General features: G+C 61.2%; 24 protein-coding genes and 1 pseudogene. 20 read left to right on the top strand and 5 right to left on the bottom strand.

Features of this window, described 5'->3' with window-relative positions; all coding sequences use genetic code 11:
- Positions 1-13 precede the first annotated feature (13 nt).
- Positions 14-289, bottom strand: a complete 276-nt coding sequence (locus F462_RS04895) for a type II toxin-antitoxin system HicB family antitoxin (RefSeq protein ID WP_038052057.1) — start codon at positions 287-289, stop codon at positions 14-16.
- A 142-nt stretch (positions 290-431) separates the two neighbouring features.
- On the opposite strand from F462_RS04895, the gene F462_RS04890 reads away from it, so the two are divergent.
- The 11 genes and pseudogenes from F462_RS04890 (at position 432) to F462_RS04850 (ending at position 7347) form a co-directional block, all read left to right on the top strand.
- Positions 432-710: a hypothetical protein gene (locus F462_RS04890; RefSeq protein ID WP_038052055.1), complete on the top strand. Its 279-nt coding sequence runs from the start codon at positions 432-434 to the stop codon at positions 708-710.
- A 152-nt stretch (positions 711-862) separates the two neighbouring features.
- Entirely contained in the window at positions 863-1498 is a 636-nt protein-coding gene (locus F462_RS04885) for a hypothetical protein (protein ID WP_244270844.1), read from the top strand.
- A 9-nt stretch (positions 1499-1507) separates the two neighbouring features.
- Entirely contained in the window at positions 1508-2257 is a 750-nt protein-coding gene (locus tag F462_RS13615) for a hypothetical protein (protein WP_156100391.1), read from the top strand.
- A gap of 117 nt (positions 2258-2374) precedes the next feature.
- Positions 2375-2719, top strand: a complete 345-nt coding sequence (locus F462_RS04880; protein WP_038052051.1) for a hypothetical protein — start codon at positions 2375-2377, stop codon at positions 2717-2719.
- 286 nt (positions 2720-3005) lie between these two features.
- Entirely contained in the window at positions 3006-3626 is a 621-nt protein-coding gene (locus F462_RS04875; RefSeq protein ID WP_038052049.1) for an outer membrane protein, read from the top strand.
- A gap of 162 nt (positions 3627-3788) precedes the next feature.
- On the top strand, positions 3789-4820 hold the full coding sequence (locus tag F462_RS04870; RefSeq protein ID WP_038052047.1) for a helix-turn-helix transcriptional regulator: 1032 nt from the start codon (positions 3789-3791) through the stop codon (positions 4818-4820).
- Complete coding sequence (locus F462_RS13885) at positions 4817-5383, top strand: hypothetical protein (RefSeq protein WP_038052046.1); 567 nt, start codon at positions 4817-4819, stop codon at positions 5381-5383. The genes F462_RS04870 and F462_RS13885 overlap by 4 nt, the downstream gene beginning before the upstream one ends.
- A 61-nt stretch (positions 5384-5444) precedes the next feature.
- The gene (locus F462_RS04860; protein WP_038052044.1) at positions 5445-6146 is read left to right on the top strand and encodes a YajG family lipoprotein; all 702 of its coding nucleotides are present in this window, start codon (positions 5445-5447) and stop codon (positions 6144-6146) included.
- Between the two features lie 136 nt (positions 6147-6282).
- A complete protein-coding gene (locus F462_RS04855; RefSeq protein WP_038052042.1) occupies positions 6283-6630 on the top strand; it encodes a hypothetical protein in 348 nt (115 codons plus the stop codon).
- 99 nt (positions 6631-6729) lie between these two features.
- Positions 6730-6798: pseudogene (locus F462_RS14075) on the top strand (zinc-ribbon domain-containing protein); the annotation flags it as partial.
- A 93-nt stretch (positions 6799-6891) separates the two neighbouring features.
- Positions 6892-7347 (top strand): RDD family protein, encoded by a 456-nt coding sequence (locus tag F462_RS04850; RefSeq protein ID WP_244270843.1) that lies wholly within the window; start codon positions 6892-6894, stop codon positions 7345-7347.
- A gap of 202 nt (positions 7348-7549) precedes the next feature.
- Here the strand turns inward: F462_RS04850 and F462_RS04845 are convergent, their stop codons facing one another.
- Together F462_RS04845 and F462_RS04840 are read right to left on the bottom strand one after the other, a co-directional pair.
- Positions 7550-8518 (bottom strand): sensor domain-containing diguanylate cyclase, encoded by a 969-nt coding sequence (locus F462_RS04845; RefSeq protein ID WP_038052040.1) that lies wholly within the window; start codon positions 8516-8518, stop codon positions 7550-7552.
- A gap of 57 nt (positions 8519-8575) precedes the next feature.
- A complete protein-coding gene (locus F462_RS04840) occupies positions 8576-10384 on the bottom strand; it encodes an AAA family ATPase (protein WP_038054810.1) in 1809 nt (602 codons plus the stop codon).
- A 426-nt stretch (positions 10385-10810) separates the two neighbouring features.
- Here F462_RS04840 and F462_RS13750 point away from each other — a divergent pair, with 426 nt between their 5' ends.
- From F462_RS13750 to F462_RS04825, 4 genes are all read left to right on the top strand, one after another.
- Positions 10811-10975 carry a hypothetical protein gene (locus F462_RS13750; protein ID WP_208854130.1) on the top strand — a complete coding sequence of 55 codons (165 nt, stop codon included), beginning with the start codon at positions 10811-10813 and terminating at the stop codon, positions 10973-10975.
- Positions 10976-11058: 83 nt separating this feature from the next.
- Complete coding sequence (locus F462_RS04835; RefSeq protein ID WP_038052038.1) at positions 11059-11910, top strand: zinc ribbon domain-containing protein; 852 nt, start codon at positions 11059-11061, stop codon at positions 11908-11910.
- 161 nt (positions 11911-12071) lie between these two features.
- Positions 12072-14207, top strand: a complete 2136-nt coding sequence (locus F462_RS04830; protein ID WP_038052036.1) for an AAA family ATPase — start codon at positions 12072-12074, stop codon at positions 14205-14207.
- Between the two features lie 393 nt (positions 14208-14600).
- Positions 14601-15002 (top strand): hypothetical protein, encoded by a 402-nt coding sequence (locus F462_RS04825; RefSeq protein ID WP_156100390.1) that lies wholly within the window; start codon positions 14601-14603, stop codon positions 15000-15002.
- 343 nt (positions 15003-15345) lie between these two features.
- Here F462_RS04825 and F462_RS04820 read toward each other — a convergent pair whose 3' ends face one another.
- Positions 15346-16107 (bottom strand): SprT-like domain-containing protein, encoded by a 762-nt coding sequence (locus tag F462_RS04820; RefSeq protein ID WP_038052032.1) that lies wholly within the window; start codon positions 16105-16107, stop codon positions 15346-15348.
- Between the two features lie 221 nt (positions 16108-16328).
- Between F462_RS04820 and yjjJ the strand changes: the two genes are divergently transcribed.
- The 3 genes from yjjJ to F462_RS04800 all read left to right on the top strand — a co-directional run bounded on the left by yjjJ (position 16329) and on the right by F462_RS04800 (position 19232).
- A complete protein-coding gene (yjjJ, locus tag F462_RS04810) occupies positions 16329-17723 on the top strand; it encodes a type II toxin-antitoxin system HipA family toxin YjjJ (protein ID WP_081911361.1) in 1395 nt (464 codons plus the stop codon).
- Between the two features lie 424 nt (positions 17724-18147).
- The gene (locus tag F462_RS04805; RefSeq protein ID WP_038052029.1) at positions 18148-18393 is read left to right on the top strand and encodes a type II toxin-antitoxin system RelB family antitoxin; all 246 of its coding nucleotides are present in this window, start codon (positions 18148-18150) and stop codon (positions 18391-18393) included.
- A 62-nt stretch (positions 18394-18455) separates the two neighbouring features.
- On the top strand, positions 18456-19232 hold the full coding sequence (locus F462_RS04800) for an ADP-ribosylglycohydrolase family protein (protein ID WP_026181385.1): 777 nt from the start codon (positions 18456-18458) through the stop codon (positions 19230-19232).
- A 65-nt stretch (positions 19233-19297) separates the two neighbouring features.
- On the opposite strand, the gene F462_RS04795 is transcribed toward F462_RS04800, so the two are convergent.
- Positions 19298-20938 carry an MBL fold metallo-hydrolase gene (locus F462_RS04795; RefSeq protein WP_038052028.1) on the bottom strand — a complete coding sequence of 547 codons (1641 nt, stop codon included), beginning with the start codon at positions 20936-20938 and terminating at the stop codon, positions 19298-19300.
- A gap of 155 nt (positions 20939-21093) precedes the next feature.
- Between F462_RS04795 and F462_RS04790 the strand changes: the two genes are divergently transcribed.
- The gene (locus tag F462_RS04790; RefSeq protein ID WP_038052027.1) at positions 21094-23721 is read left to right on the top strand and encodes a hypothetical protein; all 2628 of its coding nucleotides are present in this window, start codon (positions 21094-21096) and stop codon (positions 23719-23721) included.
- Positions 23722-24016: 295 nt separating this feature from the next.
- A complete protein-coding gene (locus tag F462_RS04785) occupies positions 24017-25129 on the top strand; it encodes a Fic family protein (RefSeq protein WP_038052026.1) in 1113 nt (370 codons plus the stop codon).
- Positions 25130-26073: the final 944 nt, after the last annotated feature.

The raw sequence follows: 26073 nt of genomic DNA, 5'->3' as shown, positions 1-26073 counted from the left end.
CGATGCCGACACTTTAATTCACGAGGGAATGACTGCGTGCCGGCTTCAACCGCCAGGTTGAATGCGCGAAGGTCATGACTTCGGCCGGTTCCGGACGCGAGGCTGTCGGGAGCGGACGGGCAGCCATCCGATAGCCCTCCAGTGCGACCATCAGCGCATCGGCCATCTTCGTTTTGGCCTCGCTGCGGTCGTCGCCGTCGGTGAGGGCCCCTGGCACGTCGCGGTAGGTGGCCAGGTAGCGCCCGTTGGTGTCGCTCTCAATGCGAACGGGGTGCTTGTTTGCGGACATCTCGATTCCTCCGTGATTCGGGGCTGTGTAAGCCACTTGGGTGATTCGTCGATTGCCATTTTGACCCGCTGAGGCGACATGATTTGACGCCTCGGCGTGAGAGGGTGGCGATACGTGGACCTCGATTCGAGAGTACTTTGCCATGAGCACCATCCGAATGGGCCTGGTTGCCCTCATAGCGATCACGCTTGTTGGCTGCGCCACGGTGCCGCCGTCTGGGGGCGACGCTCGTCATGTTGGAAAGCCCATGATCCGCGACGCCGACGGGCGTATCACCGGATACATCGACGAAAAGCGGTTCGGACCCACCTATATCCGGGCCCCGGACGGTCGAATCCTGGGCACGGTTGAACAGGGACCGGGTTCGGCGCCCACGCGTATACGGGATACGGACGGCCGGATCTTGCGGCAGATCGACTGAATGGGACGTCCTGCAGATCATTCCTTCAACTACGCAGGGCCCTCATTGCGGATGGGGGTGGTGCTCTCCGGCGCGAGCGGCCGTCTATCCACCGCGAAGTTCGTTCTCATAGGGATTTTGGGCGGTTGGCATCAATGGCCGCGAGGGGGGGCATGAAAGATTTCGAGAGCCGGGTTGTGGAGCACGTTGACGGCGGTTGGACGCTATGGGTCCAGCAACCTGGAAGCGGGCCATTCGCGATCCTCGAGGGCTATCCCGGCAACCTGCCAGACGGGCGCGGCGTGATGGGACGTGAAACGAATGCCGCCTTGAGCCTCCACGTAGAGGACGACAAGGATGGCTCAGTCGCCGAGATATACCTTGACGGGCATGCACAGAATGCCAAGAGAATCCGCTTCCCGTGCTCTCATTCCTCGGAAGTGGTTCGGTTTTTCCAGCGGGCGGTCTCCCCGGGCATGATGGGTATAGATGCCGCCGACGTGTTCTCGGTGCTTCCCATGTCAGACGGGATGGGTCTTATAGCCGAATGCCCGCGCCCCAGGGGGCAGCGCGATCTGGACGATGTTCAAGAGATTCTTGCCGAACAAGTGAGTGAGCATGGTCCGGCGTACTCGGCTATGGTGGCGCTTCCGGTGGACGACACCGTGACGCCGGGGACTGTGGATGTCGTTGCCCAGTCGGTAAGCCGCCATATTCCCAGAGCGTCCGCTCTGGTTCTGGCCGCACCGCTTGCGGCCGCGGATCGAGAACCGATGAGGACCGGTGTTTTTTGGAGTTCGCTTGGTTGAGGGGGTGGTATGGAAGTGATGGGGCAGCCCGTGGAGAGACTGGCGAAAGATGCAGCATGCCAGTTGTGGGAGGATCTACGTTGGTATTGGCCGGCCTTCGGGAACAATGGGATCGGCGAGAGCAACGCGATTTCGGCACTGATCCGCGTTCTGCAGGATCGATCAGGCTCGGCCTGCACAAAAACCGATAGATGCCAGGGATGCTCCGGCTATTTCTTTCAGGCTTATACAGAAGCACCATCAACACCGCTTACCGCTGGGGAGAACCAAAGGGTGCCTCAGTCGGCGAAGAATCGTCGGTTGGATTTGGTAGTCACTTGGGGCTGCGGCGAGCAACTGGAGGGTAGGCTCCTTGTAGAGGCCAAGCGTTTGCACAACACGAGTACCGCAGAATCGCTGGTACGAGATATCGGCCGAATAGACGAATTCAGTTTTATCCACGAAAACAACGAAGGAGCGCAGGTTCTCAATCGGCTTGAGAGTGATTTGGGGTTGATTGTGGCTTTGACTTGCGACGATAAACTGGCTGTCTGGTGGGATGGGTGCTTCGGTGAGGGCAAAAAAGGCTCACCGGGTCGTTTTCCCGAGCGAAAGTGGGCGCGAAGTTGGCAAGATCTCGGTGACGCTCTCTCCGGGCTTGTGGATCCAGTTGGCGGTTCCAAGCGTCTCGATTGGGGGGAACTGTTTAACGGGCTTAAAGGGAAAGGTAGCGAGTATTTCTTGTACGTCTTTTTTTCGCGGTCTGGGCGTTCGGGTTAGTGACGTCACGGGGGCTGGATGTAGGGGCGAGTAGCCCTCGGAGGCACTTTTCGGTATCCCGGTTTTGAAGCTTGAGAGGGGTGCAATCCTTGTATTCCAAGAAACAGAAGGAGTGGTATGAGGTTTTCTGGGGAAGTGGAGGTTGAAGACGGCGGGTTTGAATTGGAATTCAAAGAGCTCATCGTGCGTTCAGACGATGTTGGCTTTCAGCTTCAGGGGCATGACGAGTTCGGTGTTTTCAAGGTCAGTGGCGCGGCAGCGAAGCTTCCTGCGGGAGAAGGATTCTCGGCGGAGGCAATCGCTAAGTACGAAGACTATCCTCCTGACGACGATCGGACGGAATTCTCGTTGCTGCTTGAAAAAGTAGAGGTGCTTGATGACGGTCAGGCCTGTCACGTCGTCGGGGCATGGATCGAGCGCCCCGAACGGTGGCCGTTCAGCGGGACGTTGGAGAGGGCTTGATGCGAGTGGCTTGTCCGTTTCTTGTTCGGGCGGGCGGGTACCAAAAATGAACAACGGATTTATCCAGCGGCGACGGGGGTGAAGGTTCGCAGGTGCGTGTCGGACGCGTGCCGGGGAAATCGACTTGGGCCGCGCCGTAGGGATGTCGAACGCGGGTGGCCGGGTTCTCTGGAGGATCGAGTTTTAGCAGGGCGGATCTCGGGCGTCAGGGGTTGACGCCCCGCTGCCACATTCTCCCGGTCTCGGATCCCGAGAGGGGCCGATCATGACCAAGGGGAGAATGAACATGCATAGAAACATCCTTGCCGTTGCTGCGTTCGCAGCGATGTTTGGCATTGGGACAGCGCAGGCGTCGGGTTTCAACGGCGGATACGTCGGTGGCCAGATTGGAGGGGCCTCGTACGATATCGACGCGTCCGTGAGTGGAGTCGGCAGCCTCTCCGGGCTGAGCGGTACGGGAGTGGCCGGCGGGATCTTCGCCGGCTATGGCGGCGTATCCGATGGAGGTGTCTACGGCGGAGTCGAAATCGACGTCCAGGCTGAGGACGCGGATGCCTCGGTGTCGATCGACGGCGAAGGCACGGCGGGTGTCGAGGCCCGTCACAGCTACGGAGTCACCGGACGTATCGGCGGGCTGGTGAGCGACAATGTCCTCGTCTACGGGCTTTTGGGCTATCAGCAAACGGAAGTCCGCAGCAGCGTGCGCGGTCCCGGCTTCGTGAACGGCTCCGACACCGACCGCATCAACGGCCCGCGGATCGGGGCGGGCGTGGAAGTGCAGCGCGATACCGGATGGTTCATGCGGGGCGAAGTGTCCTATACCGCTTACAGCAGCGAGTCGTATGGCGACCTGGAGATCGACCCCGGTGCGACTCGTGTGCAATTCGGTCTTGGGTACCGGTTCTGAAGGGCAAACCGCGCGATCATGCGCTCGCGGGATGACCGCGCCGAGCAGTACCCAATCCCGGGAGATGGCGTCGTTGTCATCTCCCGGTTTTGCGTTGGGGCAGGCTGCCTGTCAGTCTGAACAGAGGGCAGGGGCCTGCGCCGGATGAACAGGGAGCCGGAAATGAGTCAGGGCAACGGAATGCGTGCCACGCTGCAGCGGCGGATGCTGCTGCTGGGGATGATCCCAAGACAGCCTCGCCGTGTGAGTGCGCCGGCTCTGGTCGAACACCTGCAGGCGCGTGGGCTGTCCACCACGCTGCGCACCATTGAACGGGATCTGGAAACGCTTTCCGGCTTCCTTCCGCTGGGCCGTGACGAACGCGATCGCCCGTACGGGTGGTACTGGCTGTCCGAGGCGCCACTTCAGGACGTCCCCGCGCTCGACCCGGAGACGGCCCTGACCCTGCAGATCCTGGATGCACATGCCGCACGCCTGCTGCCGCCATCCGCGCGCGAGCGCCTGAAGCCACAGATTTCGCGAGCGCGTGACGTGCTGGATGCCGCCGGCCAGGACTCCGGTCTCAGCCTGTGGCCCGAGCGGGTCCGTATCCTCTCGAACGGTCCCCCGCTGGATCCTCCCGAAATGCCCGATGGTGTTTTTCCGGTCCTTCAGCAGGGCCTGCTGGAGCGCCGTTGCCTGGACATCACCTACCGCTCCCGCTCGCGCGGGCGCGTAAAGGATCACCGGATCCACCCTCTGGCCTTCGTGTTCCGCGAGCCGGTCACCTACCTACTCGCGACCATCGAACCCCATCAGGATGTCCTTCACTTGGCAGCCCACCGAATCGAGGCGGCCACGCTGACGGACTGCCCCGCCGGCGATCCCGTCGATGGGTTCGACCTGGATCAGCTCATCCGGGATGGCGCCTTCGATTACCCCGAGGGCGAGCGCATCCAGCTCGACATTCGAGTGAATGGCGACTTGGCCTACCACCTCCACGAGGCGCGCTTGTCGGATGATCAGACGATCGAGGCGCAGGCCGATGGCACATCCAGAGTAACCGCGACCGTGCGGGATACCGCTCGCCTCAAGTGGTGGCTGCTGGGGTTGGGTGCGGGCGTAGAGGTGATTGGGCCGAAAGCGCTGCGCGATGCGATCGCCCAGGAGCTGGAGTCGGCCCGGGTCGCCTACCGATCGGAGGCGCGTGCGTGAGGGGCCTTCGCGCTTTGCGGGACGGGTGGTTGGGACTCTCCGGTCGCCGCCGCCCTGCCACACAAGCGGACGTCCAGGCTTGGACCGTCGGCAATCTCCTGCTGGAGCTGCCGCGCTGTGGCCCTCGCGTACGGCTTCTGTGGCCGGAGAACGACCGGACGACCACAGGCTGTGAATGGATCGTGCCTGCGCGTGACCTGGCGGACTGGATTCAGTCGTGTCCCAAGCCCGTGGTTGCCGCAAGGCCGGACGGGGTCCGCCGGGCTTTCCACCTGTGGCTCCAGGCCGCGGATGATCTAGGCGACGCCACCACGGATCTTCCGGAGGCGTTTCGAGCCGAGGTGCAGGGCCGCTACAGGGAGATCCTGTCGGCGACCACGGGAGACCTTCGTTGTGTGCAGTGCCAGGCGTTCGTGGCGTCCCCGTGGGTGGAGGAAGAGGGCAGAGCCCAGGATGGTGCATTCATCGTCTCGACCACACGCGTTTGTTGCGAACGCGGTCATGACCTTTTCCGCGAAGACGCGACGATCGAAATCCATCGTGGAGCCAGCGCGCCTGTTTGATCAGGCGCGATGTATACACCGGCGCGCGGGCGTGGCCCGCGCAATGTGAAAAGGAGACAGGGTGATCATCGGACGACTGGCAGGGTTGGTGTTGGGCGGGCTGTTTCTGGCCGGGTGTACGACCACACCGGTCACGCTGGATCCGGCCTCGAGCCGCGATGCGGCTGTGGCCGGCGAGGCAAATGTAGAGATGGGGGCTGTGACCGACAGTCGCCAGCACGGGTCGAACTGGCTGGGGGCCATTCGGGGCGGTTTCGGGAATCCCTTGCAGACGCTGGAGACTGAGAAGCCGGTATCCGAGGTGGTCCGCGAACAGTTCATCACGGGGCTGGAACAGCGCGGCATGCTGGCGCAGGAAGGCGAGGGGGATTTCATTCTCGAGGTTGATATCGAGCAACTGGATTCGAACCAAGTGATGCGGCGCGAGGCGCATTCGAGACTGGATGTCGCTCTGATCGAACAGGGCTCGAGCCAGGTCGCCTACGAAAACTCGGTTCGTTCGAGCAACGTCGAGGGTGGTGCCGGGGGTGGTGTGTTTGCATCCATCGAGAAGCTGGAAGAGATCCTGACGCGGACCTTGTGGGAGACGATCGACGAGGCCCTGGACGACGAGCGTCTGCACCAGGCCATCGCCGACGGCCCCGCCGAGGCTCAGCCATCCAGCGAGCTGGAGGTGGATATTGAGGCCCTCCGACGGCTTCGAGACCGCGGTGTGATTACAGAAGACGAGTACCGCGAGCGCGTACTTCAGTTGGTGGACTGATGATGAGCCGTTTCAAACCGAGGGGGCTTGTGGGGCGCCGCCTTGATGAGAAGGTCGCTGAGTCGGCCATAAACGCGCTCGTGAGCCTATGACTTCAAGTCCACGGTTCACACTCGAAGCAGGGGGTTGGTACGCGATGGAATTGCTGGGTGAGGAATTCGGTCCATCACTTCGCACGTACTCCCCCGTGAAGGTGTTCGGTGTGCGGCTATCCAACGACGGCTCCAGGCGCTTTGGCCTGGACTTCTTCCACGCGAACTATCCCTGCGGCGTGCAGCATAAGAACTATACGATCCAAACCATCGAACGAAACCGCTTCTTCTTGCTTGGAAGCGTAGAGGGCTCAGGCGTATCGCGATTGATTCTGCTGTCCCCCATTTCTGCGGCCTGGTTGAGTGAGCATTTCCAGATCGAGGTGCCGCATGGCGAGGATGTTGGGCGTTTCCTCGAGCGGAAGCAGGCCTCAAAGGGCATTGCTCCGTGATGGTATCCCTCTTTCCAGATATCCCCTCTCGGCAATTGGTTGGCATACCCCGCCTTCATCGGTAGGAATCCTGCGTACTGACGACACGGAGAGTCGAACATGGAAGGTTTTTGTACACAGTGTGGCGCGTCGCTTGCCGAGGGCGCACGGTTTTGTGGGAAGTGCGGAGCAGCGCGATCCATGGACACGACCTCGGGAAACCTCAGGCCGGCGGTGCCAGTTCAAGGTGGGTCAGGAGCGCGGGGGCAGGAAGAATGGCCAGTGACCGACCCTCTTAGCGATCCGCGATACGCGGGTTTCTGGTATCGCGTGCTCGCATGGGTGATCGACTACGTCCTCTCCTTGATCGTGACGCTGTTCATCGTCCTGCCCATCGGGTTCCTGTACGGGGTCATGATGATGGAGTCTGCGACCGGGCCGGAGATCGAGGCGGGTGCGGAAGGGCTCGGGCACATTCTCGGCATCGTGATCGCGTGGCTGTACTGGACGGTGTTTGAATCCTCCGGTTGGCAGGCGACCCCCGGCAAACGGATGTTGGGCCTTCGTGTGACGGACGCTGAAGGCAACCGGATTGGCTTTGGCCGAGCGAATGCCCGCTACTGGTCCAAGATCCTTTCGGCACTGATCCTGTTTATCGGCTTCCTGATGGTGGCCTTCACCCGCCGCAAGCAGGGCCTGCATGACCTGATCGCCTCAACGCTTGTGCTGCGCCGCTGAATCCAGCCGCCTCGATACGCTCCGTTCATCGAGCCCCACAGCATGGCCTGCGCCGTGCGACTGGTTTGGTCGCACCAATGCCCTAGGGTGGGCGTGAGCTCTTCACGCATCGCCACCTTAAGGAGGCGTTTCTGCTGAAGTTGGCCCAAGCCCATGGGTGTCCCTGGCGTGCTGGCTGTACCAGTCGCGCTGGCGCTACACGTTAGCGCTCACCTAGCCGTAGTCGGTTTCGACCTGAACGTTTCGCTGAGGATAGAGCGTCGTCAGCCCGACGGAGAAGTTCCTCAAACCCTTCGTGTTCGAGCAGAGTCGCGGCTCCGATCGATACGGTCATCCTGTGCCCGTGATTCATCCCGGGAACGTCGAGGGTTGGTATTGCCTCGACGACGCGCGCACCGAGATGTTGAGCGCCCACCTGATCGGTTTCCGGCAGGAGTACCACGAATTCTTCGCCGCCGATGCGCCCCATGAAATCGGTATCGCGCAACAGGTCGACACACCCCTGTGTGAACTGGCGCAGGGCCTCGTCCCCTTGGGCGTGACCGTACTGAGTGTTAATCGTCTTGAAGTGATCGATGTCCAGGACGAGTAGCGAAAGGGGGCGGTGGTGGCGGTGAGCCCGGTCGATTTCATGTTCGGCCTGCTCGAAGACGGCCCGCCGGTTGGCGATACCGGTCAGAGGATCGCTGTAGGCGGCCTCGCGCCAGTAGCGCTCGAGTTGTTTGCGCGGCGTGACGTTGATGGCGACCCAAAGCACCACCGGCTTCGGGTGGTTGTAGCTGGGTAGCGGCAGGGCTCGGCCCTCGAACCACTGCTCGGTTTGGTATTGATCGCAATCCCGAATGACTGAAGGCAGCAATGACACATCAGCCACCCGAAGCTGATACTCCACCGTTTGCATTTCGCCAGTGTGCAGGGCTTTCCTCACGTGGGTCAGACACGTCTCTGCGACTGCTGGAGGCAGAGCATTCGAGAGCGTATGGCCTTCCAGCGACTTGCCGTTCGCGTACATGGCCTCGTTGGCTCCGCCGAGTACCTTGACGTAGAGGCCGTCCTCGTCGAGCACGAACGAGATGTCGGGGAGGGCTTTTAGCAGCGTGAGGAGTTGGTCCCTTTCCGTTTGCAAGGCGGCAATGGTGGCAGCTTGCGTTGAATCTTGAATGTCGTCCATGCGGTGTGCTCCTGCTCCTGTGCCGTCTGTGCTACGCCGTGTTTGAGGTAAGTTTGGTCAGGCGAAGCCTGCGCGCCGTGTGCTCGCACCGGGCTTGATGCGATGCTCGGCGATCAGGGCGTTGGCAAGTGCCTGCAATGTGAGGCCCTCGCCTGACGTGCTCCGGCGCGATTGGCTTCGCACCACTGTCGCGAAGTCGCCAGGGGTGAGGCCGTCGAGCTGGCGTACGATGGCGTGAGCGGTATCGTGTGCGGCACGATCGGCTTCATCGGTCGGTTGTAGTCGCGTGACAAGGCGATCGAAGAGTTGCGCGCGCTGTTGCTGATCCAGTGGCCGCAATTCCAGCTTGTGATCGAAGCGGCGCAGGGCGGCCGGGTCCAGGGCCTCCAGAAAATTGGTGGCGCATACGAGGATGCCGTCGAAGGCCTCGATCTGGACCAGGAGTTCGTTGGTTTTTGTCATCTCCCAGGTCTGGCGGGCCTGGGACCGATCCGTGAGGAAGCTGTCGGCCTCGTCCAGTAACAATACGGCGCCTTCCTTCCGCGTTTCGCGAAAAGCCTGGGCCAGGTTCTTCTCGGTCATCCCCACGTACGGCGAGATCAGTTCCGAGGCGGTGCGCTTGCGCAGGGGGCGGTCGGCCTGTTCGGCAAGATGATGAGCCAGCGCTGTCTTGCCTGTACCTGGCGGGCCATACGCGAGCAGGGTGCCTTGCCCACCAGCAACCAGGTCTTGGATGACCACCTCGATCGGCGTGTCGGTATTGAGGTATTCCAGACCGTAATCCAGTGCATCCATCCCGCGAGGCGTGGTCAATGGCGGGCGACCCTGAAATTCGGCCTGTTGGTTCAGGTGATTCGCCATGATCGATTCCGGCGTATCCGGGCTATTACGCAGGAGCCGCGCCACTCGGGCCGCACGGCGGATCTCGGCGGGGGTCAGGGCTTCGGTCCCGGCTATGTGATCCAGCCAGGCCTCGGTCACGTCGAGATCTTCGCAGGCGTGCGCGAGGAGTGCGCGTCGGACCGAGCGTGGTGGGTGCCCTACCTCGAGGGCGTAGTCGAAACGGCGCAGGTACGCTGGGTCCAGTTGATCCCAATGGTTGGTGATCCAGATCGCCGGAACGGGATTATCCTCCAGCATCTGGTTGGTCCAGGCCTTCCCGCGGTTTTGCGAGCGGGGGTGGCCACCAAACCGCGCCGTGCCTGAATTGACCTCGAACACATCCTCGATTTCGTCGAAGACGATTAGGGCATCCTTGGCCCGGCGCAGCAGGTACTGGCAGAGCTGGTAGGCTCGTTGCCGATGGCTGGGTTCCATGGGGCTGCCGTGGGCGTCTTCATGGTTCACCTCCCGTGCGTGGAGCTCGGCTTCATGGGCGACACGCCGCGCGATCTGGGTCTTCCCCGTGCCCGGGGGGCCATACAACAAGATGTTGACGCCCTGAACGCCATCCCCGGCAGCCTGGAGGAGTAGCGTCTTGATTCGTGCGATATCGGGTTCGAGGTGCGCCAGGGCAAGTTGATTCTCCTCGGGATCGGGCGCGTCACTGAAAAAGCCCGCAAAGATGCTGTCCGGGGAATCCAGGGTTCCGAGCAGTTGGGAGGCGAGGCTGTCTAGCAAGTCGAACCCGAGATCGCGCCCGTTGGATGAGGACACCGTGACAAGACCGGAACGGACCAGGGTTGCGCCGTGCGAGAGCGCATCCTGGATCTCACGGGTGGCCCGGTTCAGGGCAAGCGCGACGATTTCTGCCGAGGCCAGATCGCAGGATTCGCGAACTTCGGATAACAGCTTTTCAAAGCTGTAGTGGGACGTGTAGAGGGTGAGAAACTCCAGGATTTCGCATTCTGTGTCGTGCAGACCCAAGGGTTCAGCAAGGATCCGGATGTTGCGCGCGATTGACCGGCCTTGGAGCCATGATTCATCGCCCTCGACTGCCTTGAGTCGTTCCTGAACGGCTCGCTCCAAGGCTAGATGATCATCCTCATCTTCTTCGTCGAGGTGTATGCCGAGCCCTTTCAGTTCGCCTCTGTTTGCCCATGAACTCAGGTTGTCACTCGCATCCTGAGGCAGGGCCGTCGCAAGGATTCGCAGGCTCCAAAGCGTTCTCATGTTTCGCACGTCGTCCGACGGGGACGGACGGCTGGATCGCATGCTGTGTCTGCGCGGTCGACGCCGAAGGTTCAAGGGCATTGGGCACTCCTGGGTTCAGGGAGCCTCAGCTTCACAGAGGGGTGCGACAAAAGTTGACGCCAAGATGGCGCGCTCGAGTCACTCGCTGATGAGGGTCATATGAACCCGCTGACGGCCGATGCGGAGCATCTACCGCTCAACGCTCGCTTGCAGGTCCTGGGGCGCCGTTCGGCCTCGGGCTGGCGCGTGACACTCCAGGGTGAAGTGAAGTACCTAGGATCTGGAGAGCATGGTCTCGAGTTGAACCGGATCGTGCTCGATTAGCCTCCAGCCGGACACGCGACAAATACCGTCGCGCCACTACGGAAGAATGATCCCTCCAGCCGCCAATACAGGGAGGGTCGATTATGCGAGTGGTACGGAAAATCCGAGGGGAGCATCGCGTTCAGTTCGAGACCAATGAGAACCTGGACCCGGATAGGCTGCTGGCGCAGCTCATGGACAAGTATCCGGAGCACGACCTGAGCTTCGTCGACGACCCCTTCGAACCGGGTAGCAAGGCGATACGGATCGCGCACCCCAACGATCCGAAGGCTCAGGAGCCCAAACCGGTCGGCGCGGGGGCACCCTCGGCCGAGTCGCAGACAATCCAGGCCGGCGCGGAACCGAGAGCGTCCGAGGCGGCGCGTGCCCCTGAGGAGGCAAGCGCATCGGAGGCCGCCTCGGATACCAAGGCCTGTCCATATTGTGGAGAGACGGTCCGTGCGGTCGCGATCAAGTGCAAGCACTGCGGGTCGGATCTGACGTCCACCGGGGCGCCTGAAACCGGAGCGTCGCGTGCGGTGCGGACATCCCCTGACCTCGGCATCTTCCTGCTGGGCGTTCCGATCCTGGCGGTCGTGCTGATCTGGGGTTGGGTGGGCAATATGGATCTGCTGCAGTCCCCCGAAACCAACCTGATGAGCATCGTGATCGGTACCGTGCTAATCACCGCGTTGCTCGGATCGGTCGAGGCGGCCGGAGCGGGTATGCAGACAAACCGCCAGAAGGGCACCTATGGGCCGACCGCCTGGTTTTTCCTGATCCTTATGCTCTGGGTGGTCTGTTATCCGGCTTATCTCTACAAGCGTCGGCACTACGGGTTTGCGAACCTGCTCGTGCCCGGGCTGGTAGCAGGGGCGGTGTTTATTGGAAGCTGGCTACTGATGGATGTCGCCATCATTGAGGCTCGAGCTGGACTGCAAAACCCTTTCCAATAGGACCCTCTCGCACTGTCGATGGAATGGCCCGGGCTTTGAAAGGACCCCGGGCTTTTTTGCGTCGGCTGCCTCCGTATTGCGGGCAGCAAGAATCATCAGGCGACGAAAACCGTCGCCTCCGTGGCGGATACTGATGCTCCAGATTGACCAGGAGATCCATCATGCCGCGCACCGGACGCATGCGTTCCCGCAGATTTCATTCCCAGTCCCGACCGCTGCGCGGTGAAGCGTTGCTGTGGGCCCTGCGCCTGTGGGTCGCGGCGCGACGGCGCGACCATGGCGATTGGCTGCTCCAGGAGCTTCAGCCGGAAACGCTGACGGACCTTGGGATCGACCCCTCCATGGATCCCGACATGGAGGACTTCGATGAGGCGCTGGAACCGGAACGGATCGACGCGGCGCTGGAGCAGCAGCTCGAGCGCGTAAGCCGGCATCCCCCGAGACCCCAGCGCGAGCGCTTCGCTACCAATATCCGGATGCTGGGTGATCGCCTGGGGCTGACCGATTGCGAGCAGCAGGTGCTGCTCTTCCTCGTCCTTCACGAGATCGATACCGACCTGTCCAGCATGGTGGCCATTGCTCGCAAGGCGGTAGCCATGAGCAGCACTGAGGTGATGGCCGTAGCACTCGATTACCGGGAGCAGGATGTACGTGTGGCGCTCTCGGCGGATGGCACGTTGATCCGATCGGGGCTCATTCAGCCCAATGTCCGGATGGGCATGGACACCGCGCACATGGAGTACGAATTGCTGCGCGGCATCGGCCTTGAGCTGGACGCACCTGACGCGTCGCCCGATGCGATCTTTCGGACGTATTTTCGACCTTCGCCCGCGCCTCAGGTCGGCATGCTGCCGATGACCCATCTGGAGGAGGAGCGTGCGCGCGTCGCGGCGCTTCTCCGTCAGGCATCCCGGCAGGGCGCCGCGGGGATCAATATCCTGATTCACGGTGAGCCGGGTACGGGCAAGACACAGTTTGCGCGCTCCGCAGCGGCGGAGGCGGGCCTCACGGCGGTAGAGGTCAACTTTGAAGACGGTAGCGGTGACCCGCTGGAGCCGCGCAGTCGCCAGCGAGCCTATCAGTTGTGCCAGCACGTGGTGGCGCGCGCTCCCGGTCATGCCGTCCTGTTTGATGAGATCGAGGACGTGTTCGACGCCCGTAACGGCTGGATGCGCGTCGGCAGCCGTGGCGACCGCCCGGGTGGCAAGGCCTGGACCAACCAGATGCTCGAGGCCAACGCAACGCCCGCGATCTGGATTACCAACCATGTTGGGCAGATCGATCGCGCCTATCTCCGTCGGTTCGACTACACCCTGGAGCTGCGCCAGCCCCCTCGCTCGGTGCGCCGATCACTGCTCGAACATACCCGGGGTGACTTGCCCGTCTCGGACGCCTGGATCGAGAGGGCCTCACAGATCGAAGGGCTGACCCCGGCCGAAGTGCAGAGCGCCTTCCGTGTGGCGCGCCTCCTGCATGCCGAGGATCGGCAGTTAGGTCTCGAATCGTTCCTGGACGAGCAGCTTGCGCGTCAGGCGCATCTGCAACAGCGCCGGCCGCCGGTTCGGCGGCGCGGATCCGATCTGCTCCGGTACGACCTGAGCATGCTCAATACGGATCAACCGATCGAGCCGGTCGTCCAGCACCTGGCGGCGACGGGGGAGGGGAGCCTCCTGTTGCACGGTGTACCGGGGACCGGCAAGACCGCCCTCGCCACCCATCTGGCCGAGCAAGCTGACCGCCCCCTGACCCAGCGACCGGCTTCGGCCCTGTTGTCGCCCTATGTCGGCATGACCGAAAAGAACATCGCCCGGCTCTTCCGCACGGCCGAGGACGAGGGCGCCGTCGTTCTGATCGACGAAGCCGACAGCCTCGTCGGAAGTCGGGAAACCGCCCGTGCGCGTTGGGAAGTCAGCCAGACCAACGAGATCCTAGTCCAGATCGAGCAGTTCCACGGCATAGCAATCTGCGCCACCAACTTCCTGGGAGCGATCGATTCGGCCGCCCTGCGCCGCTTCGATTACAAGCTGGAGCTGCGGGCGTTGGATGCAGAGCAGAGAGAAACGATGTTTGCGGAGCTTCTCCGGTGCCTGGCCGTGGCCTCGCCACGATATTCCAATACTCAGCGCCAACAGCTTCAGCGCATCGAGACTTTGACCCTCGGCGATTTTGCCACAGTCGCGCGTCAGTTCAGCGGGCTCAATCCTACGCGTAACCCGTCTGTAGACTGTTTGTTGGAATCGCTCTCCGCTGAGTCGGATTGGTCGCCACTCTCAACGGCTCGACGAGCCGCTTTTTAACGCATTTGACTTAACAGTATTGGCCTTGAAATAATAGGGTTTAATATTAAATTGGAAATGCCATGCCATACAGCCGCGGCGCACCTCGACGAAGCGATAGCTACCAAAGTACTCCTTCTGAAAGGGGTGAGTATCGGATCATCGAGAATGATACAAAAAATATAAAGTACATCGGCGTTGCTGTTAATCTTAAGCGTCGTCACTACGAGCATACTCGCGCGGGGCTTTTTGTTGAAGGTTTCGATCATATTAGATACCTTATTGCTGATTCCGAAGCTGACCATGAAGAAGTGTATTCGCATGAGAGGCGCTCAATAAGCAGGCATGGTCCCCAGCATAATCGTTGTGCTGGAGGTAACGGTCGCAGGCCTAAATGATATGCAGAGGTTGGGGATGGATAATTTGTCTAAATATGCGCGGGATTTTATGTCCCGCCAAACCTTTTCGGAAGACGAAATACGGGAATATGTGCGCCGCGAGGAAATGGGGCCCTACGAGCGCGCACAGTGGGAGTTAGATAACGACCGAGATGAAGAGCTTTGGGTCAGGTGTATGGTCAAGGCCCGTCAGGATGTTGACGAAGCGAGATCGTTATATATAGATCAAGCGGCTGGCGCCCTGATTCGCGAGGTCGAGGAAGAAGAGGTTCAGCAGCGCGTGGAAACGGAGGAGCGCGCTAGGCTTTGGAACAGGGACCGTCGCGAGGCTTTAGGAAAGATACCTTGGCTTTCTAGAAGGAACGGAGCTGTTGTAGGGGGGGCTCCTGGGCGTATTCCTTCCAGTCTTTACCTCTAATATAGGCGCATGGGGTTTGGGTGCCGGGCTGGCCTATATGGCTTTCATAGGTGTGTCGGGGTATGTGGGGTCGCTTTTAGCTCACGGTATTCGGCGCGTGGTTGTTTCAAAATACCGTAAACTGTATTCGGATGAAACTATTCTGTCGTCTAGGACGTGGCTGGAGCGGAGTATTATGATCGGGCTTATTTTCCTCGCTTGGTTCGGTCTGCTGGACTATCTTCAGCGTTTGGTTGGGTGATGCCGAGTAGTGCTTCTTTGGTGCTGTGATTGGGTGAGGGTGTCATGGAATGTGCGGACGTTTTGATTGGCATGCCCGGTCGTTGATCCGGCGCCGGTCGGATCACCCTGCGTGTTCGGGTAGATGGCTCATGGGCTCCATGCACGATCCACAGATAACCTCGGTTTCCGGTCGCGCCCAGACCCGCGCCTCGCAGGTCGGGCAGTTCATGCGCAGACGGGGATCCGGGCGCGGTGCGGGTGGTGCAAACACTGCCGGTTTGTCGGCATCGTCGCGCATTGCGATCGTTTCGGCCGGCGCGGGGGCGCTGGTCACGGCCAGCCCCTGTTTGGCCAGGGCCTCCTGCACCTGGGCAACCGACTCGGGGTCGGTGGGGGCATGCCGGTCGAACCAGGGCAGTTCGAACCCGGTGGCCAGCAGGTCCGAGCAGGCTCGGGCGAAGGGCCCGTCCGGCTGGATGTAGTGTGTGACCCGGCGCCCGGTCTGTTTTCCATCCGGCAGGCCGGTATCGCTCGGCACCAGACCGATCGCTTCCATCTTGCCGACCCACTCCCGGTTATGGTGGTTTGATCGGCTCGGCCGGCCGAAACACTCCTGCCAGTGATGCACCATCTCGTGTACCAGCGTGGACAGCGCGACCTCCAGTGGATTCAGGGTGAAGTACCCCGGATGAACACCCAGCTCGTGGATGATCGTGCCATCCGAGGAGATAAAGCGTTCGGCGTGGTGGTAGCCGCGTTGCCGGCGGGAACTGCGCAGCGTGATCAGGCAGGGCGGCAATTCGTTGTCGAACAGCCGTTCGTTGAAATGATCGAAGGCCCGCTGCAGGGCAGAGTACATCGACAGGGTGGGGGAGTCGGTCATGGTGCGTTTCCGGGATCGAGTCTTGAGTCCCGAGATTGTAGCGCCCCGTTTTTGTCACAAATCCGGTCACAAACTTGGCGAGCCGAGACCTATCCCGCCCAGGATCTGGTTCGTCCATAGGATCGTTTCACTAAATGCTTGGGAGAGAAATTTAAGGGTTATATATCAAATCCTTAATGAGGTAGTATCTTCTCAATAATCATTTCAATAGGCAGGTTCGGATGAGGAGCAAGCGAGAGGCAGCGCATCAGCGGCTCGGCTTGGCGCTTGCCAGGCTCGCCCCGGCGCGTGCAGCCGATCTTGCCCGCGAACTGGGGCTGTCGGTCCCCACCCTTCACCGATTGCTGCAGGAGGCGCCCGAGCCCGTGCTTGCGGCCGGGCGGGCCCGGCGCACTCGCTACGCTCTGCGCAGAGCGCTGCGAGGCGACTTCGCGCCCACTCCCATCCGTGTGATTGATGAAGCCGGCCAGCCGCACGAGCTCACGGAGCTCTCGCCCATCCAGCCACAGGGCTGCCATGCCGACTTCGGTGGCTCGGATTGGCCTTTGGAGGAGGACGACGAGACCCCCGAAGGATGGTGGGCCGGTCTGCCATACCCTTTGTACGATATGCGCCCCCAGGGCTACCTCGGGCGCCAGCTGGCGTATCGCTTGCAGGACACGCTCGAGGTGTCACCCAATCCAGATGCCTGGAGTGACGACGATATCCTCTGGGTTCTGAGTCGTGTGGGCTCCGATCTCCCGGGCAACCTGGTCGTTGGTGATGCCGCATTCAAGGGCTGGCAGAAGGCTCGCCTGGATCCCCCTCCGATTCTCGGGGTGGACGAGATCGAAGGGATGTATGTGAAAGCGGCGGAGGAGGCCATCTCGCTGGGCCTTGCGGGCTCCAGTGCTGCGGGTGAGTTCCCGAAATTCACCGCCCTTCGGGACTTGCAGGGCAGTCATAGTCCGCACGTCATCGTGAAGTTTTCGGGTGCGGACGAGTCCGCGACCGTGCAGCGCTGGTCCGATCTGCTGGTGGCGGAGCATCTGGCACTGGAGGCGGTCGCGGGGCTGCCCGGTGTGCAGAGTCCGCCCAGCCGAATCCTCCAGCAACAGGGCCGCACGTTCCTGGAGATCGAGCGCTTCGATCGCCACGGACTGTTCGGCCGCAGCCCGGTGGTGACGCTGGAGACCGTGAACGCGTCCTTGCTTGGCCAGGCCCCTTCGGCATGGGACGCCCTCGCCCAGGGTCTCGCCGACAAGCGTCTGCTGGCGCCGGAGGCGGTTGCAGCCATCCGTCACATCACCTGGTTCGGAAGACTGATTGCCAATAACGACATGCACCTGGGCAACCTTGCCTTTCGACCGGAGGGCGGTCGGCTTGTCCTGTGCCCGGTCTACGACATGCTCCCGATGGCCTACGCGCCGCTCCCGGGTGGCGAGTTGCCGCGCTTGACGTTCGAGCCCGCCCTGCCATTGCCCCGTGAACATGGCGTGTGGGTCACCACTTGTCACGCTGCTATCGGGTACTGGCAAACCGTGGTGGATGACACCCGCATCAGTTCCACGTTTCGCAGTGTTGCGTCCGACAACGCCCTCGAGCTGCAAAGGCGCATGGCACTCGTTGCTCCCTGACGAGGCGTTGCGCAGTGCCCATTGGAGCCCGGCGTCTGCCGGGAGGCACGCTGTTTGCGCGCGCAAACAGCGTGCCTCCTTGCGTACACTGTCCCTGAACGTGCCGCATGACCTGAGGGCATCGCCGTGGAACATGAAAAGCGCCAAGGTGACGGTTCGCCTGCCCAAAGCGGATGCGAACGCGCATGCCATGACCGTGACCGAGATGCTCGGTCGTCTGTCGATGAGCGGCAGGGTCAGCCCGCGCCGAGACTGGTGCCGAACGCCACCACCGTCCGGGCCATGCGTGTGCTGGAATCCGGCCAGGGCAAGCGGGCCGACGCCGTTGCAGGGTTGTTCCGGGCCTTGGGAATCTGATGCGCCTCCCGTTGCCCCGACCTGCAACAGGCAGCGGTTTGTGTGAACGGCGCTGGAGTTCATGGCCATGACCACACGAACCGGAGATACCCGTCAAACGACCGTGCGCCTGCCGAGCGAGACGTATCGACGCCTGATGGTGCCGGCCGACAAGATGGGCCGCACGATGACCGACTGCATCCGCGAGGCTGTTGAAGAACACTTGACCGACCTTGAGGGCATCGACCAGGCCGATCAGACGCTGGCGCGGATCCGGTGCGGCGAGGAGTCGGTGATCGGTTCCGAGGCGTTGTGGCGTGACCCGCACGGTTGAGTTCGCCCGCCCCGCTCAGTCGATATCCCCGCTGCACCAGGCGTGTGACAGGAGATGGCCGAATGCTCGGAGCTATTATTGGTGACATGGTGGGAGCTCCCTGGGAGTTTCGGCGCATCACCACGAAGGACTTCCCGCTGTTCAATGACCGCAACGGGATTACCGACGACAGCATCATGACGGTCGCGGTAGCCGACGCCCTGTTGCACGACAAGGATCCGGCCGAAACGATGCGGGAGTGGGCCCGGAAGGTTCGGCCGGCCCCTCACCTGGGTGGATATGGCAAGAAGTTCTTTAGCTGGCTCGCGGCGCCGACCGTCCAGGCCCCCTACGGCAGTTTCGGCAACGGAGGCGCGATGCGGGTATCGCCTGTCGCATGGCTGACACATTCGCTTGATGAGTGCCTTGAGTCGGCCCGAAAGGTCACCGAGGTCAGTCACGATCATCCCGAAGGGCTCAAGGGTGCGCTGGCGACGGCGCATGCCGTGTGGCTTGCTCGGCAAGGCGTGGATGCGGCCGAGATTCGGGCGGCACTGGAATCTGCGTACGGCTACGATCTCAGCCCGAGCGTGGATGGGTTCCGTTCGGTTCACGAGCACAACGAGACCGCGCCCGGGACGGTTCCACCGGCCATCGTTTGCGCATTGGAATCCGAGGATTTTGAGGATGCCTTGCGCAATGCCGTGTCCATGGGCGGGGATGCAGACACGCTGGCAGCCATTGCGGGCAGCGTGGCGGAATCCCTGCACGGGATCCCCGATGTGATGATCGAGTCCGCCCTGCCGCACATTCCCGCAGTGATGCGGGAGGTGATCAGTGTTTTCGACTCGGGGCGCTAGGGCGCTAGGGCGCTAGGGCTAGCGTAAAGGCCCCCCCTGCGAGTGACGCGGAGGGGCCGATAGTGCTATCGAGCAGGGTCCAGGGTTATCCAGCCGGACGGCTCTTCGGGCATGCCGGTCTCGATCCAAAGGCCGTGGGCCGTGGCTTTTTTCTGGATGGCCTCGGATAGGCCTTTCCGGGCTCTATTGTGTCCATGCTGGATAAAGACCTTCTTGCTGGCCATCGTTTGGCGGCTTCCGCTGCCTTGGGGAAACTCGTGTACTACCCAATCAACCAATTCCGCCTGGTCCGCATGGGCAGAATATCCCGATAGAGTCGATATCGATGCCTTGATGTCGCGACGCGGCAGCGAAGGTCCGTCGGGTTGCTTCCAGGACAGATTGTCTCGGAGTTTGCGTCGTTCAGAGTTTGGGACGGGGGCGAGTTCCTGAAGCTTGTTGCCGATGGATCCGGGGGCACAATATCCCGTCAAGGCGACTTCATTGTCGGCCGACTTTAGGAGATCTGGAAGCCAGCGGATTGCCGGGCCAGCGTCGCACATCCCCGAGCTCATCACGGCGACCCGTGGGCCTGCTTGAGCAAGCTCGACGTCGTTTGCGCCTTTCTTGTCTACCCTAAAGAGTGAGCGCCACTGGGCCGAGATCGCATTGCCCGGCGGTTCATTGGGGATTGGCGTCGCAGGTGCAGCACAAAGTGCTTGTTTGCAAAGATTGTGGGCGTGATCAAAATGGTCAGGATCGTCCTTGTCGAGCCCAAGATCTCGGAACACCTGCTTGCCAAGCCAAAGAGGGCGGACCTTGCCCCTATTGCCTTGGGGCCCCACCTTGCTGAGAGCTTTCACAGTGATCTCGTTGACTTTTTCTGCGAGAGGTGAAGCTAGGATGAAGTCCATCCCGGAGTAACGCTCTGGATTGCTGGCGACCACAAAATGGATGTCGAAAAGGACATCTTGCGTGCGTGCGGTACTGAAAGCAGGGATTGCCAGTGTCCCGCCCGTCTTCATCGCTCGGTCCATTGCTTCCGCGAGGCGGCTTCTTCTATTGACGGGGTCCGTTTCCTCGGGAGGCCGGGTCCTGTCTCCGTAGGTAGATTCAACCACCGCAAAATCAGCGGGCGCTGGATGCATCAGGTGCCGTGAGAAGGGCGCAACTTCCTGGTCTTCCCTGCCCGGGCCGATGTCTCCTGAGAAGACGATGCTCGTTTGCTCTGATTTGGGATCACCCCAGAGAATTGTCGCGCTGACAGATCCCAGGATGTGCCCGCTTCGGAAGAATCGGATAAACAGGTCGTCTGCAACCGGGTGGTAATCGCCAAACTTGGTCGTGCCGCCGGGGGTGTGGAAGTGGATTCGTTCCACGTCTTTCAGCTCGAACGACGTGTCTTGTTGTTTCGCTGCGTCGCCCAATAGAAGTTCCGCAAGCTCCTTGGTTTCCTCCGTGCAGTAGACGGTTCCTTCGAAACCACGTTTGTAGAGCTCAGGGATCAATCCGCAATGGTCCACATGGGCATGGGTCAGTATTACGAATCGGATGGTTTTGGGGTCAAAGGGCCACTCGTCACCGGCATTCCACTGATCAGCGGTGGGTTCGCCCTGCTGCATGCCGCAGTCCACGAGGAAACTCCATCCGCGGGTTTCGTCCCGCATCCAGGTGCATGATCCGGTGACTTTTCCCAGAGGGCCGACGAATCGAATTTGCATGGTCATTGCGATCTCCTTGGTTTTTTCGTTTATCGCCCATGCAGATTGAAGTGTGGCTCGCCCGCGCAGCAATCAAAGTGCACCGCTATGCACCGATGCACTTTGGCGAGGTCAACGTGGGCGCTTTATGCTGGCCCATTCCAAACGGCGAGTAGCGATCCATGACGAGCCTTGATGAGATGCGGCGGAAGGCCAACTACAGGTCAATGAAGCGCTTGGCCGAAGCGCTCTGCGAGGCTGTGCCCGAGGAGCCCAGGCAGTCCCGATCGGTCGGCGCAAAGCTGAGTGACCTGAACCACGGAAAGACGGGATGGTGGGAGCGGAACAGCCGGTTTGCAGAAAGGCTTGCGGCTCTGCTCGGGTGTAGCAAGAGCGATCTCGGGATCCATGCTGCAGCCGACCCACTGGCCACTTATCGCTTCGAAGGATTTCCGGAGATACGACCTCTGGATCTGCGTCGTGAGGAGGCCTGCCGTGTGGGGTATTTCAGCCACAAAGATCGTGACTGCAGCAGTGAGCTGGATCCCTGGTTGGGCGTGCGGCCGGGTGTCGCCGCCGGTCATGGTCTGCTCCGCGGCGTGTACTGGGTTTTTTTCCCACCGGGTACCGGTCTCGACCTTTTCTGGCAGCAACTTAACGTTTCAGGGCCGTTCGAATGCATCGCTGCGACATCCGTCCACGACGTGAACGAACGTCTCCTGGATCCGGCGCCGCTCTGTCTGAGGGTTTCAGACTCCAAAGGGTGGAAGGATAAGAAGGCATTGGAGCGGCGTGCTCCGCTTGGGTCCGTCCTGATTGCGGCTCCATTTCCCCTGCCAGAGGAATTTTTCAGTAGGTCGAGTTTGGGGCGGCTTCTGGAAGACCTCAGCGATAACGGTTTGAAGGGGTACGAATTCATATTGATGCGCGACTGGCATCAACGGTTGATCGATTGGCTGGCTTCCCGGCTTCGCGCTCAAGGCGGACGGAAATGGGACAGTGATCGATTGTGGCAATGGGTAAGTGATCTGCCCGAGTCTGGGTTGGTACCAACTCCGCGAGCCCTGGTCGAGGTCGCTGGCCTGTCGTATCGCATCGGTTCGGGAAGACTGCCCAGCCCAGTTGGGGACGATGCCGCCGAGCAATGGCTTTCATTGGTGATTAGTGGGGATCCAAAGACTCAGCGGCTGTTCCGAGATTGCGTGAGGGCCTGGCTCTTTTCGGCTGACGTGCCATGGGGATCATGGATCGGGGCAGAAGATTGGAAGCGAGTGGTTGAGACTGCCGTTGAAGCCATTCAGCCGCACGATAGTCGGGAAGTGGTTCTCTCGTTGCTGCCTGAGCCGATTCCCCAAGACCCATCTTCTGCATCGATGCTCGATGAGGCAGTAGGAGCTGCAGATCGTCTCACCGAGGCGGGCTTGCTGGAAGAAGATGCGATGGGTGCGAGGAGAATGACCCCCCACGTGGCCGTCCACGCGATCGCCGTGGGAGATCTGCAGCAGGTTATCGCGAATGGGGACCTTGGTGATTGGGGTGCTTTGTCCTTTGATCCGGAGCGGTCTGCCCTCGTGGAGGATGCGCTGGCGGATCTTGGCGTAGATCAGATTCAGGTGTGCGCTGAGCGCAGCGTTCGCAATGCGGTGTTCGATGCAGCGAACATCGGCGCAGCCGAGGCGGTATTCCTGGCCGGTGGGCAAACCCTGAAGGAATCAGGGGGTGCCCCGCAGTCCATGATCCATCTTAGGGACCTTGTCCTGGATCGGCTGTTCCGGAATGAAGTTGCGGCCGGGCAATCCTTGTCGGCCACATCTACCAGGGCTTATGGGTGGCTAGCAGCGTGCTGGTCCTGGAGTCTTTACACGGAACGTCCGACATTCCAGCTCCCGGTCGGATGGCAACAATTATTCCCAGGGTGGGTGGATACGCCCAGCCTGGAGTTGCATGGGGATATCCAAATCCCTGATGCGAGCGTTCGCCTTTCAGGGCTTCCCCCGGCGCAGCAACGACTGGTCGATCTTGCGGGCGAGATTGCGGACCGGATTCCGACGCCCCCAATTGATGCCCATGCAGTCTTTCACCCAGGTTTGCTGGCGCGGGCCGTGCGGGATGCCTGCGCCGCGCGGCATGACTGCTTGGTGCCCTGGGTATGGTGGGAAACCGTTATGTCCGTGGAGTGGTCTCGGGATGTCTTGTCTAGCAAATTGCGTGGATCGGAGGATTACACGCAGGCCTTGATCCGCATTTTTCGAGCCTTTCCGCGAGGTGGCGCTGGCATTAAGCAGCTCCAGCTTTGGCTCTTGGGCGCTTCGGGGGTCAAAAACGATCTGCTTGAGAAGGCCGAAGCTGGCGCATTCGTGGCAGGCCTGAACGATGAACAGTTGGCAATCGTGACTTCGGTGTTCCCCTTGATGCCCGTTACCATTCAAAGAGGCATTTTGGACCATTGTCGGGACCGGATGGATGCCTGGGATTGGTGGCAGCGTATTGAAGACGGGCTCACCCCCGAATTGAAGAACGAGGTGGCCGGTTGGGTAGAGAACTCCGGGCCGGAAAGTCGTGCAGCTGCGACATGGCTCTGGAGGGAACAACCCCAAGAAGCAATCAGGATGCTGGAGAAGCATTTGGGCAGGGAGACTGGTGGCAAGCTATTGGAGAGCTATGCCGGGCACCAAAAATCATTGGAGAGGGTTGTCTCGCTTTTGGAGTGCCGTAGCGGACCTTGTCCACGTGAGATTCGCTCCTTCGCAATGGCGCAGCTCGCGGAGTCAGGGCATCTCGCTCCGCGGCTGCTGGCATTGATGGCGTGATCTTCGGCCCTTTCTCTGTGTTAGAAAGGCGCTTGGGTTCTGTCTTCTACGGCTTCATGCGGCCATACCGCGTGCTCCAGCCGACAGGGCCAGGTGAGACAGTTGGGTGGCAAGGGCATGTGCGGAACGGTTGATTCGCTCTGCCGATAACACCTTGGGCTCTACGCACGAGTCGTTGTTGTGTCGCCCACCAACACCAGACAATCAGAAGCACTGATCACCCGTCGCACTCCGTCTACGCTTGGAAATGCGGAGAATGATCCGCATCATCTCCGCATAATATGCGGAGATTGGTGTGCGATATATCTGGGAACTGATCGGTTGGCCCCACTGGCAGTGGGACGCGGAACATATCGCGCCGATGCTGGCCGCGGCCGCGCGCGAGCAGGGCCGGCTGCTCGGGCGGATGCAGGGGTTGGGTTTCGCGCTGCGCGAGGAAGCGTCGCTGCGGGTGTTGTCGGAGGATATCGTGGACTCCGGCGCCATCGAGGGCGAACGGCTACCCCTGGATCAGGTGCGCTCTTCCTTGGCACGTCGCCTCGGCCTGGAGGCCGGGGGACTGGTCGCTTCAGGGCGGGATGTCGACGGCATGGTCGACCTGATGCTGGATGCCACGAAGGCCTTTGACCGTGAGCTGACGGTGGATCGGCTGTTCGACTGGCATGCGGCCCTGTTTCTGACGGGGCGTAGCGGAATAACGCGGATTCCGGTCGCGCGCTGGCGGGATGACGAAGAAGGGCCGATGGAGGTGGTGTCGGGGCCCGTGGGCCGGAAGACGGTGCACTTCTCCGCGCCACCGGCCGAACGAATCCCGGGGGAGGTCGACGCTTTCTTCGCCTGGTTTAAGACACCCGGACCGCTGGATCCGCTATTGGTGGCGGGGCTGGCTCATCTCTGGTTCGTGACGATTCACCCGTTCGCGGATGGAAACGGGCGTATCGCGCGGGCGATCGCCGATATGGCGCTGGCACGAGCGGATGGGTCGGCGGAACGTTTCTACAGCATGTCCGGGCAGATCCTTCGGGAACGCAGTGACTATTACGCGATCCTGGAGCGGACCCAGAAACAGGAGGACCTGGACATCACCCTGTGGCTGGAATGGTTCCTCGGCTGCCTGCGGCGTTCGCTGGACAGCGCCCAAGATGCGCTCGAGCACGTGCTGTACAAGGCGCAATTCTGGGAGCGGTTCGCCACGGAGCCGCTCAATGCCCGACAGATCAAGGTTCTCAATCGTCTGCTGGACGGCTTCGAGGGTGGGATGACCTCTTCGCGTTGGGCCCGGATGGCCAAGTGTTCGCAGGACACGGCGCAGCGGGACATTACGGACTTGGTGGCTCGAGGCGCATTAGTGAAGAATCCGGGCGGCGGACGCAGCACGAGTTATTCCTTGCCGGACACGTTCGGATGACCCGGCGCGTGGCACTGGGTCGACAAGGAATGCTGCAGGGATCCAGCACTGTTCATGCGGGGTGCGCCCAGGCATCTGCGGGAATCTGGCTGTTACCTTCAGCGCATCTGAACCGCTTGGGCCACGACTTCGCGGGCTACGAACTGTATCGATGCAGCGTCATTGCGCGGATGAAGTCGAAGTCTTCCCAGGTTGTATGACCGGATCCCACTCACCCGGTCGCAACCCCGCTTGCAGCAGATTTTGTACATCGTCCGCATGCGCTTGGAAGTTCTCGGTCAACGCGGACACATCGAGGGCCTCGCCCGTAGTGGAGACGAGCCAAAGTCGCCAGGGATACTTCTGATACCGGTAGGCAAGGGCGCGGCTGGGGCGCTTCGAAACCATGCCAGTGGGCAGTCCTTTGCAAGTTGGAAGATCGTCCCGGCAGAGCGTTGCGGGGCGGGCAGCTTGCGACAGTCAGGTGCCAGGGGTGGCCATTGCGGTGTTTGTGCGAACCCAGTATTTTGGATTTCCGGTCGGGTCGTAGTGCGGCTACCACAGAGAACAACAAACGAAATGCCTCCGCAAATGGAGGCCGCACGGGAGACGCATCTGTTCATGCGGCCTACTTTGAAAATGATTCTCAAAAAGTCGGCTGTTCTTGGATTGAGTGCAGTTTCGCGCCCGCGAAATCGCCCCGTCTATTGGCTCCCTTACGCTGAAACATTGGACGCGTTTCGCGCCCGCGAAACGACGGCTGGGGCCCGGCCTGGAGAGTTCATCGAGCTTAATGTGGAAGATCATCTGAGGGTCAGGCTGGCACACATTCTGTGCCACCGCGGTACAGTTCTATGCGCGCTTGGAGGGCACAATCGTCGTGAATTGGTTTTTTGGCGGATGAGGTTAAGGACCTTTGGAATCGCTTCATAGAGCCGTTTAAGGCCGATCCTGGGCGTTGGGAA

The sequence above is a fragment of the Thioalkalivibrio sp. ALJ1 genome (assembly GCF_000745395.1).
Lineage (GTDB): Bacteria > Pseudomonadota > Gammaproteobacteria > Ectothiorhodospirales > Ectothiorhodospiraceae > Thioalkalivibrio.
This window is presented reverse-complemented; position numbering and strand designations above follow the sequence as displayed.

Coding starts and splice junctions, on each gene's coding strand:
- F462_RS04895 (WP_038052057.1), bottom strand. CDS start 289: ATGTCCGCAAACAAGCACCCCGTTCGCATTGAGAGCGACACCAACGGG.
- F462_RS04890 (WP_038052055.1), top strand. CDS start 432: ATGAGCACCATCCGAATGGGCCTGGTTGCCCTCATAGCGATCACGCTT.
- F462_RS04885 (WP_244270844.1), top strand. CDS start 863: ATGAAAGATTTCGAGAGCCGGGTTGTGGAGCACGTTGACGGCGGTTGG.
- F462_RS13615 (WP_156100391.1), top strand. CDS start 1,508: ATGGAAGTGATGGGGCAGCCCGTGGAGAGACTGGCGAAAGATGCAGCA.
- F462_RS04880 (WP_038052051.1), top strand. CDS start 2,375: ATGAGGTTTTCTGGGGAAGTGGAGGTTGAAGACGGCGGGTTTGAATTG.
- F462_RS04875 (WP_038052049.1), top strand. CDS start 3,006: ATGCATAGAAACATCCTTGCCGTTGCTGCGTTCGCAGCGATGTTTGGC.
- F462_RS04870 (WP_038052047.1), top strand. CDS start 3,789: ATGAGTCAGGGCAACGGAATGCGTGCCACGCTGCAGCGGCGGATGCTG.
- F462_RS04855 (WP_038052042.1), top strand. CDS start 6,283: ATGGAATTGCTGGGTGAGGAATTCGGTCCATCACTTCGCACGTACTCC.
- F462_RS04845 (WP_038052040.1), bottom strand. CDS start 8,518: ATGGACGACATTCAAGATTCAACGCAAGCTGCCACCATTGCCGCCTTG.
- F462_RS13750 (WP_208854130.1), top strand. CDS start 10,811: ATGAACCCGCTGACGGCCGATGCGGAGCATCTACCGCTCAACGCTCGC.
- F462_RS04835 (WP_038052038.1), top strand. CDS start 11,059: ATGCGAGTGGTACGGAAAATCCGAGGGGAGCATCGCGTTCAGTTCGAG.
- F462_RS04830 (WP_038052036.1), top strand. CDS start 12,072: ATGCCGCGCACCGGACGCATGCGTTCCCGCAGATTTCATTCCCAGTCC.
- F462_RS04825 (WP_156100390.1), top strand. CDS start 14,601: ATGGATAATTTGTCTAAATATGCGCGGGATTTTATGTCCCGCCAAACC.
- F462_RS04820 (WP_038052032.1), bottom strand. CDS start 16,107: ATGACCGACTCCCCCACCCTGTCGATGTACTCTGCCCTGCAGCGGGCC.
- yjjJ (WP_081911361.1), top strand. CDS start 16,329: ATGAGGAGCAAGCGAGAGGCAGCGCATCAGCGGCTCGGCTTGGCGCTT.
- F462_RS04805 (WP_038052029.1), top strand. CDS start 18,148: ATGACCACACGAACCGGAGATACCCGTCAAACGACCGTGCGCCTGCCG.
- F462_RS04800 (WP_026181385.1), top strand. CDS start 18,456: ATGCTCGGAGCTATTATTGGTGACATGGTGGGAGCTCCCTGGGAGTTT.
- F462_RS04795 (WP_038052028.1), bottom strand. CDS start 20,938: ATGACCATGCAAATTCGATTCGTCGGCCCTCTGGGAAAAGTCACCGGA.
- F462_RS04790 (WP_038052027.1), top strand. CDS start 21,094: ATGACGAGCCTTGATGAGATGCGGCGGAAGGCCAACTACAGGTCAATG.